This is a genomic window from Nocardia sp. NPDC058114 (assembly GCF_042884695.1).
Taxonomy (GTDB): Bacteria; Actinomycetota; Actinomycetes; order Mycobacteriales; family Mycobacteriaceae; genus Nocardia.
On record NZ_JBHVTK010000005.1, the window covers coordinates 323,113 to 335,625 of the forward strand.

General features: G+C 69.1%; 14 protein-coding genes. 7 read left to right on the forward strand and 7 right to left on the reverse strand.

The features are described from left to right. Positions 1-57: 57 nt before the first annotated feature. Positions 58-489: a MarR family winged helix-turn-helix transcriptional regulator gene (locus ACFVVI_RS21020; protein WP_379295987.1), complete on the forward strand. Its 432-nt coding sequence runs from the start codon at positions 58-60 to the stop codon at positions 487-489. Here ACFVVI_RS21020 and ACFVVI_RS21025 read toward each other — a convergent pair whose 3' ends face one another. Continuing rightward, positions 490-891 (reverse strand): YccF domain-containing protein, encoded by a 402-nt coding sequence (locus ACFVVI_RS21025; RefSeq protein WP_378631982.1) that lies wholly within the window; start codon positions 889-891, stop codon positions 490-492. A gap of 25 nt (positions 892-916) precedes the next feature. On the opposite strand from ACFVVI_RS21025, the gene ACFVVI_RS21030 reads away from it, so the two are divergent. Beyond that, a complete protein-coding gene (locus tag ACFVVI_RS21030) occupies positions 917-1,720 on the forward strand; it encodes a TrmH family RNA methyltransferase (RefSeq protein WP_387446397.1) in 804 nt (267 codons plus the stop codon). Next, positions 1,717-2,016 carry a DUF2537 domain-containing protein gene (locus ACFVVI_RS21035; RefSeq protein ID WP_378990502.1) on the forward strand — a complete coding sequence of 100 codons (300 nt, stop codon included), beginning with the start codon at positions 1,717-1,719 and terminating at the stop codon, positions 2,014-2,016. The genes ACFVVI_RS21030 and ACFVVI_RS21035 overlap by 4 nt, the downstream gene beginning before the upstream one ends. Positions 2,017-2,019: 3 nt before the next feature. Here the strand turns inward: ACFVVI_RS21035 and ACFVVI_RS21040 are convergent, their stop codons facing one another. From ACFVVI_RS21040 to ACFVVI_RS21055, 4 genes are all read right to left on the reverse strand, one after another. Continuing rightward, positions 2,020-2,751, reverse strand: a complete 732-nt coding sequence (locus ACFVVI_RS21040; RefSeq protein WP_387446398.1) for a DUF6928 family protein — start codon at positions 2,749-2,751, stop codon at positions 2,020-2,022. Between the two features lie 183 nt (positions 2,752-2,934). Continuing rightward, positions 2,935-3,948 carry a septation protein SepH gene (gene sepH, locus ACFVVI_RS21045; RefSeq protein WP_378990500.1) on the reverse strand — a complete coding sequence of 338 codons (1,014 nt, stop codon included), beginning with the start codon at positions 3,946-3,948 and terminating at the stop codon, positions 2,935-2,937. A 312-nt stretch (positions 3,949-4,260) separates the two neighbouring features. Next, a complete protein-coding gene (gene serC / locus ACFVVI_RS21050; protein ID WP_378990499.1) occupies positions 4,261-5,382 on the reverse strand; it encodes a phosphoserine transaminase in 1,122 nt (373 codons plus the stop codon). A 97-nt stretch (positions 5,383-5,479) separates the two neighbouring features. Further along, entirely contained in the window at positions 5,480-6,604 is a 1,125-nt protein-coding gene (locus tag ACFVVI_RS21055) for an FAD-dependent oxidoreductase (RefSeq protein WP_387446399.1), read from the reverse strand. A gap of 81 nt (positions 6,605-6,685) precedes the next feature. On the opposite strand from ACFVVI_RS21055, the gene ACFVVI_RS21060 reads away from it, so the two are divergent. Both ACFVVI_RS21060 and ACFVVI_RS21065 read left to right on the forward strand, forming a co-directional pair. After that, positions 6,686-7,357, forward strand: a complete 672-nt coding sequence (locus ACFVVI_RS21060; RefSeq protein WP_378990497.1) for a TetR/AcrR family transcriptional regulator — start codon at positions 6,686-6,688, stop codon at positions 7,355-7,357. A 67-nt stretch (positions 7,358-7,424) separates the two neighbouring features. Next, positions 7,425-8,063: a hypothetical protein gene (locus ACFVVI_RS21065; RefSeq protein WP_387446401.1), complete on the forward strand. Its 639-nt coding sequence runs from the start codon at positions 7,425-7,427 to the stop codon at positions 8,061-8,063. Positions 8,064-8,100: 37 nt separating this feature from the next. On the opposite strand, the gene ACFVVI_RS21070 is transcribed toward ACFVVI_RS21065, so the two are convergent. Together ACFVVI_RS21070 and ACFVVI_RS21075 are read right to left on the reverse strand one after the other, a co-directional pair. Further along, on the reverse strand, positions 8,101-8,979 hold the full coding sequence (locus tag ACFVVI_RS21070; RefSeq protein ID WP_387446403.1) for a polysaccharide deacetylase family protein: 879 nt from the start codon (positions 8,977-8,979) through the stop codon (positions 8,101-8,103). Between the two features lie 149 nt (positions 8,980-9,128). Continuing rightward, complete coding sequence (locus tag ACFVVI_RS21075; RefSeq protein ID WP_378990493.1) at positions 9,129-10,253, reverse strand: citrate synthase 2; 1,125 nt, start codon at positions 10,251-10,253, stop codon at positions 9,129-9,131. Between the two features lie 76 nt (positions 10,254-10,329). Between ACFVVI_RS21075 and pdxH the strand changes: the two genes are divergently transcribed. Continuing rightward, the gene (gene pdxH, locus ACFVVI_RS21080) at positions 10,330-11,034 is read left to right on the forward strand and encodes a pyridoxamine 5'-phosphate oxidase (protein WP_387446404.1); all 705 of its coding nucleotides are present in this window, start codon (positions 10,330-10,332) and stop codon (positions 11,032-11,034) included. Positions 11,035-11,102: 68 nt separating this feature from the next. Continuing rightward, the gene (locus ACFVVI_RS21085; protein ID WP_378990491.1) at positions 11,103-12,386 is read left to right on the forward strand and encodes an MFS transporter; all 1,284 of its coding nucleotides are present in this window, start codon (positions 11,103-11,105) and stop codon (positions 12,384-12,386) included. Positions 12,387-12,513 lie beyond the last annotated feature (127 nt).

Genomic DNA, 12,513 nt, shown 5'->3' on the forward strand with positions numbered 1-12,513 from the left:
AGCCGTGTGAAACCCGTCAGCACAGCCGGATTTACCGTAGAGTTCTGCACTGTGACAATGCCATCGGACGTCCGTGCCCTGGCCGGTGATCTTTCACTGGCCGTCGTGCGGCTCACGAGACACCTGCGCGGACGCCGTTCCGATGCGCAGATCTCGCTTACTCAGCTGTCGGCTCTGGCGACGCTGGCTCGTGATGGCGCGATGACGCCCGGCGCGCTGGCAGGCAAAGAACGCGTGCAACCACCGTCGATGACCCGTGTCATCGCCTCGCTCGCCGATCTCTCCCTGGTCCAGCGCCGCCCGCACCCGACCGACGGCAGGCAGATCATCGTCTCGCTCTCGCCCGCCGGTCGCGCGCTGATCGCCGACGAGACCAATGCCCGCGAGGTGTGGATGACCGGTCAGCTCGCCGGACTGCGCCCCGAGCAGATCGCGGTGCTCGGGGAAGCCGTCGGCATCATGAACCAGATCGTCGCCGAATCGGAGTGATCAGCTCGATTGCCGCGCCGCGTCGGCCGAGACCACGTCATGGCCGAGCGGGAACAGCGACAGCGGCACCAGCTTGAGATTCGCCCAGGCGAACGGCAGACCGATGATCGTCACCGCCAGCGCGATGCTGGTGAACACATGGCCCAGCGCTAGCCACCAGCCCGCGAAGACGAACCAGATCACGTTGCCGATCAGCGAGCCCGCGCCCGCACCGGGTTTGTCGACGACGGTGCGGCCGAACGGCCACAGCACGTACCCGGCCAGGCGTAGCGAGGCGATCCCGAACGGGATGGTGACGATCAGGATGAAACAGATCAGTGCCGCGAGCAGGTACCCCAGCGCCATCCAGAACCCGCACAGCACCACCCAGAGCACGTTCAAGATCAACTGGACAATCTTCATGCTTCCAGCATGCCAGGATTAGCCGGTGGCCGAAGTGATCGATATCGACGACCCCACCGACCCGCGCGTCGACGACTTCCGTGACCTGTCCAATGCCGACCGCAGGCCGGACCTGCCTGGCCGAAAAGGCCTGGTCATCGCCGAGGGCGTAGTGGTTGTGCAGCGGATGCTCGACTCGCGTTTCGCGCCCAGCGCCCTGCTCGGCGTCGGGAAGCGCTTCGAGACCCTCGAAAGCGATCTGGCCGATCGCGATCTGCCGTACTACCGCGCGAGCGCGGAGGTGATGGCCGAGGTGGTCGGCTTCCATCTCAATCGCGGCGTACTCGCCGTGGCGCCGCGTCCGGCGGAGCTCACCGTCGACGAGGTGCTCGACGGCGCCCGCACGGTGGCGGTCCTGGAGGGCGTCAACGACCACGAGAACCTGGGTTCGATGTTTCGCAACGCCGCCGGGCTCGGCGCGGACGCGGTGCTGTTCGGCGACCGGTGCGCCGATCCGCTCTATCGGCGGGCGGTACGGGTGTCGATGGGACATGTGCTCCGGGTGCCCTTCGCGCAACTGCCGCAGTGGCCGGCGAGCCTGGACCTCGTGCGGGGCAAGGGTTTCCAGATCATCGCGTTGACGCCGAACCCCGCGGCGGTGAATCTGGCGACGGCGATGACGGGGGAGAAGGTGGCGCTGCTGCTCGGCGCCGAAGGGCCCGGCCTGACCGAAGAAGCCATGCGCGCCACCGATGTTCGCGCGCGCATCCCGATGTCACCCGGAACCGATTCGCTCAACGTCGCGACCGCGGCGGCGATGGCGTTCTACGAACGAGTGCGCACGTCATGAGCAAGGAATGTGAGGGACCGTATCGGGCGCAAGCGGATTCGGTGCCATGGGCGGCCGGCTGCACCGTGGTCGTGCTGGTCGCGTTGCTCGGCGGGGTCGCGGTCTACGCCTTCGGCTGCGCGCTGGCCGCGGTCAATCCGCTGCTGGCGATCGGGGTGAACGTGGTGGCGGCGATCGGGGTGGCGCCGACCGCGTGGCGGTGGCGGTTCACGCCGGTGGTGCGGTGGGTGCTGGCTGGTGCGGCCGCGGCGGTGGTGCTCGGCTGGATCGCCGTGATCGTCTACCAGCTCAGCTGACGCTCACAGCACCCGATCGGCACCGCGCAACCACCCGAAGAGCCCGCGCTTGCGCCGCGTCGCCGCCCCGGGACGACCGACCGGCACGCGCTTCTGCTCCGGTGCCTGGCCTTTCGGATACAGCGTGAAACCGCAGACCGGCAGGGCGCCGGGGGTGAGTCGGCCGGAAGCGGCCGGGGTCAGGTAGCGGAAACCGAGCCATTCGTCATTGGCGGCGTCGGCGAAATCCGGTGGATCGAACGGCAGCGACTGGGGTTCGGGATGGTCCGAACCCCGCCACGGCACCGGATGCTCGCCCGCCCAGAAGGTGCGCTCCCACACCATCGGGAGCCCTTCGTTCTCGAGAATGTCCACCCGGGTGGAGCTGAACGACCGCCGGAATTCGCCACGTTCCCAATGCGCGAACGCGCCCCAGTGCAGTGTCGTGTCGTAGGACACCAGGTAGGTGTGCTCGGAAGCGAGCGGGCGCACCAGCAGATCGGGCAGCTTCGTCGGATGGACCAGCGCGGCCTCGGCCGTACACACCACGGTCAATCCGGGATAGCACCCGATATAGACCTCGTCCCGATCCGGTGCGGCGCACCCGGCGAGCGTCCCGACCATGTGCGGCCGAACGTCGTGGTCGCCGTACAACTGCCCGGCCAACGCCGCCGCCGCGACAGGATCGGACTCGATAGTTCCGGTCAGCACCGCCACCGGATCAGGCGTATCGACATACCAGAGCGTAGAAGCCACTGTCCCGCCTCCCTGTCCCGCCTCGCTGTCCCGCCTCTCCGTGTATTCAAGCCAGACTCAGGTGGGTGGCTCGACGGCGTCGGCGGCTGCCGGTTGGCGGACGTGGTACGTCAGTTCGTTCCCGGCGAGTTACCCATGTTCTTGCGAGATATGGCAATCGGGCCCGTGAGCGTCCGCATGCTTTCAGTTGCCGGAGCTGCGGACGCCGAGCAGAACGTCTTCCCAGGACGGCATGGGCGCCTTGCCGCGCTTGGTGCGCGCGGGCTTCGGTGCGGGCTTCTCGGCTACCGGTTCCTCGGCGGGCTTGTCCGCTTGCGCCGCGGGCTGGCTCGGCGTGGCGGGAACAGCGGGCTTCGGGGCGGCGGGCTTGGGCGCGGCGGGGATCGGTGCGGCGGGGATGGGTGCGGCCGGAATCGCCGCCGTGCCACCGCCTGCGGCGACCTGACGCTGCTCGTAGTACTCGTCCACGTTCGGCGCGGGCCGGCTCTGCGGACGCGCCGCGGGCGCGGCGATCTGCTCGCGCGGACGCGGCTCCACCGGGGTCGGCGGTTCGAGCACCGGCGAGGCGGCCGGAACCGGCGTGGGCAGGATCGTCGCCAGCCCACGCAGCGCGCGGCCGAAGTCGGGATCGATCAGGTCGTTGGCCGGGTCGTCGAGCGGCGACACCGAGCCGCCGTGCGCGTCGGGCTGGTAGCGCCAGTGCGCGGCGATCTCGGAGTGACCGTGGCGCCACTGCAATTGGGCGACCCAGAAACCCTTCTCGTCTTTCCAGGCATCCCACTCGGCCTGTTCGATGGTGTGGCCGCGCTCGGCGAAGGCTGCCGTGACGATCTCGTGCAGCGTTTCCACCGAGGGGCCGTCGGGACGCACCGGGTGCGCCTTCTGCGCCAATTCGGCGGCGCGCGCACGCTCGAGCAAGACGGGGTAGGCGAATCGTTCGACTTTGGATTCCGGCATGCCGGACTCTGCCGTGACCTGCTCGACGGACGCTCCAGCGCGAATACGGGCCTGGATATCGCGAGGACGCATAGTCGCCTCCGTTTCGATCTCGATCTGGCCGAATCGTGCGAGGTCGCCGCGCGCCGCCGCGCGGAGCTTGTCGTCGGCGGGCAACCGGAACTTGGTACCGGACTCGGTGTCGCTGCACACGATGTGCGTGGAGTCGGGCGTCACCCCGATCACTCGAAGTTCACGCACCGTTACCTCCCTATCGCGTCGGCTACGACACCGCCCACTTTCCTAGACAGTAGTGCACATTACTTGGCCGCCGCAGCAGACACGCACGACTTAAATCGCGCACCAGCCGTGCCCAGGGGGCTAATCTGAGCGGCTCACCACCCGAATTCAGCTTGTGTGCAGGGGTTTTGGTGATAGATCAACATCAAATATCGATACCGAGATCTGTCGAAACTCGGCGAATATTGCGAATGTGTGCAGTCCGAACAAGAAGGGCCGGTGCGCGGCGAACCGAATGGGTTCACCGGGCACCGGCCCTATCGCGGTCTTATCTCAGAGCTGACCGACGACCCAGTCGATCGAACGGGTCAGCTGCGAAACATCTTCCGGGTCGATCGCCGGGAACATGCCGACGCGCAGCTGGTTACGGCCCAGCTTGCGGTAGGGCTCGGTGTCGACGATGCCGTTGGCGCGCAGGATCTTGGCCACCTGGGCCGCGTCGATCGCGTCGTCGAAGTCGATGGTGCCCACGACCTGCGAGCGGTGCGCCGGGTTCGACACGTACGGGGTGGCGAAGGAGCTCGACTCGGCCCACGAGTACAGCCGCGAGGACGAATCCAGGGTGCGCTTCACGGTCCAGTCGAGGCCGCCGTTGGCGTTCATCCACTCGATCTGGTCGGCGAACAGCAGCAGGGTGGCCAGCGCCGGGGTGTTGTAGGTCTGGTCCTTGGAGGAGTTGTCGACCGCGATCGGCAGCGAGAGGAACTCCGGGGTCCAGCGACCCGATTCCTTGATCTCGGCGACTCGGGCCAGCGCGGCCGGGCTCATGATCGCGATCCACAGGCCACCGTCGGCGGCGAAGCACTTCTGCGGGGCGAAGTAGTAGACGTCGGAGTCGGCGATGTTCACCGGCAGACCGCCCGCGCCCGAGGTGGCGTCGATGGCGATGAGGGCATTCTCCGAACCGACCGGACGCGACACGGGGATGGACACACCGGTGGAGGTCTCGTTGTGGGCCCAGCCGATGAGGTCGACCGAGGGGTCGGACACGGGCTCGGGCGCGCTGCCCGGCTCGGCCTTGACGACGATCGGGTCGCCGATGAAGGGGTTGCCCTTGGCCACCGAGGCGAACTTCGAGGAGAACTCGCCGTTGGTCAGGTGCAGCGAACGCTCGCGGATCAGGCCGAAGGCGGCGGCATCCCAGAACGCGGTGGTGCCACCGTTGCCGAGCACGACCTCGTAGCCGTCGGGCAGGGAGAACAGCTCGCGCAGGCCGTTGCGCACGCGCGCGACGACGTCCTTGACCGGCTTCTGGCGGTGCGAGGTACCGAACACCGAGGCGCCGACAGTCACCAGGGACTGCAGCTGCTCCGGGCGGACCTTGGACGGGCCGCAGCCGAACCGTCCGTCGGCGGGCTTGAGGTCGGCGGGAATGGTCGGGAACGCACTGGTCATGGGGGCGAGTTTAGTGGTCGGCCGAAGCTCGTACGCGCACGGGGGCGGGGTCGGGAACCGGTTGTGAGACGGCCCACTCGTGTTCGCCGGGGGATCCTCAGGACACGCCGGTCATGAAGTCGACCAGCCCGAACGGCGCGCTGTCGCCGATGCACAGGTCGAGGATGCGGTGCGCGTCCGAGGCCGCCTTCGCGCTGCGGGGGAACAGGGCCGCTTCGTAGGCGGTGAGTGCCGCTTCCCGGTCGCCGGGGTGCGCGGCGAGCGCCGCGGCGAGTTCGGCACCGTCGAGCATGGCGAGATTGGCGCCCTCGCCCGCGGGTGGCGCCAGGTGCGCGGCATCGCCGAGCAGGGTCACGCCGGGCACACGGTCCCAGCGGTGGCCGGTGGGCAGCGTGTTGATCGTGCGCGCGACCGGCGGGGTGTCGCCGTCGGTGATCAGTGCGGTGAGCTCGGGCGCCCATCCGTCGAATTCGGCGGCAACCCGGGCGAGCGCGGCGGTGGGGTCGGTGAAGTCGATGCCGTCGAGCCAGTCGGCGGGGCGGGCGAGTTCGGCGTAGGTGTGGATGACATCGCCCGCCTCGCGGTGCGCGGAGATGCCGTTGCCCGGTGCGAGCGCGAACATGCCACCGTCGCCGACTACCGCTGCCGCCGCCGGGTGCCGGTTGTCCACGTCGTAGAGGTAGGTCTCGACGAAGACGGCGCCCGCGTATTCGGGTCGCGCCGTCGAGAGCAGCGGGCGGATCCTGGACCAGACGCCGTCGGCGCCGACGAGGAGCTCGGTGCGCACGATCGAACCGTCGGCGAACGTCAGCTCGTGGTGGCCGTCGCCGAGGGTGGCGACTTCGGTCAGTTTCCGGCCCCACTCGACCGTGCCCGCGGGCAGGCTGTCGAGCAGGACGCGTCGCAGATCGCCGCGCAGGACTTCGGGCCGTTCGGTGCAGCCGTCGTCGGGCTCGTCGAGGAGCAGCTCCCCGTGGCGGTCGAGGATCCGGAAGGCCGCGCCGCCCTCGTGGATGATCGCGCGGAACTCGGCGGTGAGGCCCGCCGCGGCGAGTGCGAATTGGCCGTCGTGTTCGTGGATGTCGAGCTGGCCGCCCTGGGTGCGAGCGCCCGCCGACGGCTCGGCCTCGTAGACCGTCGCGGCGATGCCGTGGACGTGGAGGACTCTGGCGAGCGTGAGGCCGCCGAGGCCGGCGCCGATGATCGTGACCGGTGTCGTCATAGCGATTTCCTTTCCGATTCTGGAACGGCGTTCCATCGACCTAGTTTGGAACGATGTTCCAGAAGTGTCAAGATGGTGTGCATGGCGACACGTCCCCCACGGGCCACCCGACGCAGCGACGCGCTGTCGAAGCAGCGGATCGTGGACGCCGCGATCGAGATCCTCGACGCCGGTGGCGAGCGCGCGCTCACGTTCCGTGCACTGGCTTCGCGTCTGGAGACCGGCAGCGGGGCGATCTACTGGCATGTCGAGAACAAGAGCGATCTGCTCGCCGCCGCGTCCGGCGGCGTCATCGCCCGTGTCCTGGCGAGCTCGGACGACAGCGCGGAGCCCTTCACCGCGATCCGTGCCGTCGCGCTCGGGATGTTCGACGCGATCGACGCCCATCCGTGGGTGGGCGCCCAGCTCGTCCAGGAGCCGTGGCAGCTGGCGATGGTGCAGATCTACGAGCGCGTCGGCGCGCAGTTGCGGATACTCGGCGTCCCCGAGCCGTCGCTGTTCACTGCCGCGTCGGCGCTGGTGAACTACATCCTCGGCGTCGCCGGGCAGAACGCGGCGAACGCTCGACTCGCTGTGCACGAGGGCGACCGCTCGGCGTTCCTGCGGTCCGTCGCCGCCCGCTGGACACAGCACGACCCGGCGGAATTCCCGTTCGCCCATCAGATCGCCGAGCAGCTGCGCGAGCACGACGACCGCGAACAATTCCTCGCCGGAATCGACTTCGTTCTCGCCGGGATCGCCGCCCTCGGCTGACCGCGTGGATGCGGTGAGTGCGAGGAATTTGCCCTTGTGCGAAGGGCGTTCGCATTACCCTTCTGCCATGAGCCTCGTTGTGGCCGACTCGGGTCGGACCCTGCTCGACCGGTGTGTGTGGGCTTTCGGCCGGCGGCCGGGGTTGCTGTCCGAGGGAGCGCGGCGGGAACTACTGATCAGGGGGCTGCCCGCGATGGCGAGCGTGCTGTCGATACGGACGCGCCGGGGGGAGGGTGGCTATCGGTTCAGCGTGCGGGTGTCGGTGCCGGGGGAGCTGGCCTACGACGCGCGGGTCCGGCAGCGGGTGCGTAGCCAGGACCTGGAGTGGATGCAGACCGGCGACGTGGTCGGCTGCCGGGTGGACCCGGGGGACCGGGAGCGAGTGGTGCTGTTCGTGCCAGAGGCGCCGGAGTCGGGGCGCAAGGCCGCGGCCAAGATTCTGGCCAACGGGCGGCGAGCGGAGGCCGTCGTGCTCGCGGTGGCGCCCATCGCGGCGGATTACACCGGACGCGACGATCCGGTGCTCCGGCTCGATCTCGAGATGCGGGCCTGGGACGAGCCGTTGCCGTGGCGGGTGCGGTTGATTCAGCCGGTGCCGCTCGCGGCGGTCGGCCAGATCGAACTCGGAACGCGTTTGGAGGCGGCGTTCTTCACCGTCGACCGAGGGGCCTCTGTCGCGATCGATTTCGCGGCGTTGACGCGCTGAGCGCGCCGGCCGCGTGACGCTGCGCGGGCGGCGTCCGCTACAAGTGGACGAACGTGAAACCCGCTGCGCGCAGGGCCGGTAGCGCCGCGGCCATTCCGGCCGCGGTCCCCGATCGGGGACGGTGCAGATGCGCGAGCGCGATACCGCCGGGAGTGGCCGCGTTCATCGCCCGCTGCACCTGTGCCGCCGACGCGGTTGCCCCGAAGTCGGCATTGACGGTGAAACCCAGTGGGGTCTCGCCCAATTCGTTCACGATCGCGACCGCCACCTCGTCGTAGTGCGCGGTGCCCGCGCGAAAGAATCGCGGCGCGCGGCCGGTGAGCTCGATGATCCGCTGGTGGTTGTCCCAGACCTCGTACGCGGCCTCCTCGGCGGAGGCGGTGCCCGCAACCTTGTAGGCGGACCGGCCCGACACCGAGAGCGGCTTGTGCGCGCCACCGTGATTGGCCAGTTCGAACAGCGGATTCGCCGCCAGCCGCTGGACCCGAGCCGGATCGGCGTCGACCCAGCGTTTGTTGAGGAACAGGGTGGCCGGGATCTGTTCGGCGATCAGCAGGTCGATCAGGGTCTGGTCGAGGTCACTGTTGCCGGGACCGCCGCACGCGTCGAACGTGAGCGCGAACCGCTTGCCGCCCGTGGGGAAGCCGCTGGTGATGCCGGGCAGATCGACGCCCCACTGATGCGGGACGGCGCCCGCGTGCCGGGCGGCCACCTGGGCGGGAAAGGGGGTCGGCACCGCCTCCGGGGTGGCGATCGGGTGCGCGCTCACCGGCGCGGCAGGCAGCCCATCGGTGCGACCGGTTGACTCGGGTGCGGCCGAATCGCCTTGTGCGACAGCGCATCCTGTGGCAACCGCGGTGGTGAGAGCAGCGCAGGCGCCGAACAGCCGACGCCGCGACAAACCATTGCTGTGCACGATCCACCCCTCACGAACATGTTCGCTGAGATGTTATCGCCGAACCTGTCGCGGTGCTCGTCGAACACGTTCTAGCAGGTGAATCATTAGACACCGCAAGTAGCTGAGAATGAACCGGGCGCCGAGATCGCGGCGCCCGGTTCGACGACTCAGTGCTGCGAGATGGTGGACCAGCCCGGAACCTCGTCCGGGGTGCGCGGGCCGGGCCCGGTGTAGATCGCGGCGGGGCGGACCAGCTTGCCCAGCTGCTTCTGCTCGAGGATGTGGGCACACCAACCGGCGGTCCGGCCACAGGTGAACATCGCGGGCATCATGTGCGCCGGAACCTCGGCGAAGTCGAGGATGACCGCGGCCCAGAACTCGACATTGGTCTCGATGGCGCGATCCGGGCGACGCTCGCGCAGCTCGGCCAGTGCGGCCTGCTCCAGCGCGGCGGCCACCTCGAAGCGGGGGGCGTCGAGGCGCTGGGCGGTGGCGCGCAGCACGCGGGCGCGCGGGTCCTCGGCGCGGTACACGCGGTGGCCGAAGCCCATCAGCTTCTCTTTGCGGTCCAGGATGCCCTTGACCAGCGCACGGGCGTCACCGGACTGCTCGACGGCCTCGATCATCGGCAGCACGCGCGCCGGGGCGCCGCCGTGCAGCGGGCCGGACATGGCGCCGATCGCGCCGGACAGCGACGCCGCCACATCGGCGCCGGTGGAGGCGATGACGCGGGCGGTGAAAGTGGAAGCGTTCATGCCGTGCTCGGCCGCGGACACCCAGTAAGCGTCGATCGCTTCGGTGTGGCGCGGGTCCGGGTCACCCTTCCAGCGGGTCATGAACCGCTCGGTGACGGTGTCGCACTCGTCGATCTTGCGCTGCGGAACGGCGGGCTGGTAGATGCCGCGGGCGGACTGCGCCACATACGACAGCGCCATCACCGAGGCGCGGGCGAGGTTCTCGCGGGCGGTCTCGTCGTCGATGTCGAGCAGCGGCTCGTAGCCCCAGATCGGGGCGAGCATCGCGAGGCCGGCCTGCACGTCGACGCGCACGTCACCGGTGTGTACCGGCAGCGGGAAGGGCTCGGCGGGCGGCAGGCCGCGACCGAACTCACCGTCGACCAGCAGGGCCCACACGTCGCCGAACGTCACCTGATCGGTGACCAGATCCTGGATGTCGACGCCGCGATATCGCAGGGCGCCACCGTCCTTGTCCGGCTCGGCGATGTCGGTGGTGAAGGCCACCACGCCTTCCAATCCGCTGACGAAATCCTGTGGTACCGAGCTGGTAGTCATGGTGACTCTCCTTGCAGGGGCATGCCGATATTTCTGAACCCTAGACCCGGACATACCGCGGAGTAATCTCGCCCCTATGCGTGACCTGGACCCCGCCGCGACCACCGCGCCCGACCTCGCCGCGATGCGTGTCGACTACGGCAATCCCCTGATCGTCGCTGCCACCGAACCCGATCTCGACGAGACCTGGGTGGCCGGTGGCTGGGAACCGTTGCTGCGCAGCTGGATCGAGCAGGCGCGTGGCGCCGGAGTCGCCGAACCCAACGCGATGGTGCTGGCCACGGTCTCGCTCACCGGCCCCGCCCCGCGACCGGTGGCGCGCACGGTCCTGTGCAAAGGACTCTCGCCCGAGGGCGTCACCTTCTATACGAACTACGACTCGGCCAAGGGCACCCAGCTCGCCGCCGACCCGTACGCGGCGGCGAGTTTCGTCTGGCCCGCGCTCGCCAGGCAGGTGCACGTGCGCGGCGTCACCGAGCGGGTGTCCGCCGCGGTGACCGCGGCGTACTGGGCGGCGCGGCCGCGGGAGTCGCGGCTGGGCGCGTGGGCTTCGCAGCAGTCGCAGCCGGTGGCCACGCGGGCCGAACTCGATCGCGTGCTGGCCGAGACGACGGCCCGATTCGCCGATGTCGACGACATTCCCGTGCCCCCGTTCTGGGGCGGTTACCTGCTGCGACCCGACGAGGTGGAGTTCTGGCAGGGTCGGCGCGGCAGGCTGCACAACCGCATCGTGCTGCGGATCGACGGGCACACCACAACGGTCCAACGTTTGCAGCCGTAACGAGCGGTGGGCTATGTCACTGCGCCTAAACATGGGATGACCGGGCCGCAGTGGCTAATCTGCGCTGAGTGAAGCTGCTCGCCGACACTGAACCCCTGCGTAATCGCGACTATCGCAGACTGTGGACGACCAATATCGTCACCGTCATCGGCGCTCAGCTCTCGGTGGTCGCGGTACCGCAGCAGATCTTCCAGATCACCGGCAGTTCCGGCTACGTCGGGCTGGCCGGTTTGTTCGGACTGGTTCCGCTGGTGGTGTTCGGGCTCTGGGGCGGCGCGCTCGCCGATGTGATGGACCGGCGCACCCTGCTCGTCATCACCACGGCGGGCACGGGCCTGACCGCGGTGGCGTTCTGGGTGCAGGCCGCGCTCGGTGTGAACAATGTGTGGCTCGTCCTCGGGCTGTTCGCCACCCAGCAGGCGTTCTTCGCGGTCAATCAGCCCACTCGCAGCGCCCTGATCGCCCGTTTGCTGCCGCCGGAGCTGATGGCCTCGGCCAGTTCGCTGAGCATGACGGTGCAGAACGTCGGCATGATCGCGGGACCGGTGCTGGCCGGTGTCCTGATCCCCGTGATCGGGTTGCCGATGCTGTATCTGATCGACTCGATCGCCCTGCTCGCGACGCTGTGGGCGGTGTGGCGGCTGCCCGCCTTCCCGCCGACCGGCGAGCAGCGCCGGGCCGGGCTGCGCGCCGTACTCGACGGATTCCGCTATCTCGCGGGTCAGCGCATCCTGCTCGCGTCGTTCGTCGTCGACATCATCGCCATGGTGTTCGGCATGCCGCGCGCGCTGTTCCCGCAGATCGCGCACGAGACGTTCCACGATCCGGCCGAAGGCGGGGTGGCGCTGGGCCTGTTGTTCGCGGCCATCGCGGCGGGATCGGTGATCGGCGGCGTGTTCTCCGGGTGGATACCGCGGGTGCGCAGGCAGGGGCTGGCGGTGATCGTGTGCATCGCGCTCTGGGGTGTGGCGATGGTCGGCTTCGGGCTCGCCGTGGGGTTGGCCGGGCACTGGTTCGGACTGGGTGTGTGGCTGTGGATCGCGGTGGCCTTCCTGGCGTTCGGCGGCGCGGTCGACATGGTCTCGGCGGCGTTCCGCACGGCCATGTTGCTCAATGTGTCCACCGACGAGATGCGGGGACGGTTGCAGGGCGTGTTCATCGTGGTCGTCGCAGGTGGGCCGCGGATCGGTGACGTTGCCCACGGTTTCGCCGCGGCGAGCATGGGTACTGCTGTAGCGGCTGCCGGTGGCGGCGTACTGGTGGTGATCGGCGTGGTGCTCGCCGCGCTGGCCTTCCCCGCCTTCGTGCGCTACCGGGTCACTCGTGCGCACTCTGCCGTGGCTGTGAATTGACTTGCGCGGCAAGGGGATTCGGGAACCGGATCCGTGTGCTCGGCAATCGTCGGGCACCGCCGCGCTGATGGTGTGGAAAACGGGATCGGCGCAGGTCCCCGGCCCTGCGTCGACCTCACCGCCGCAC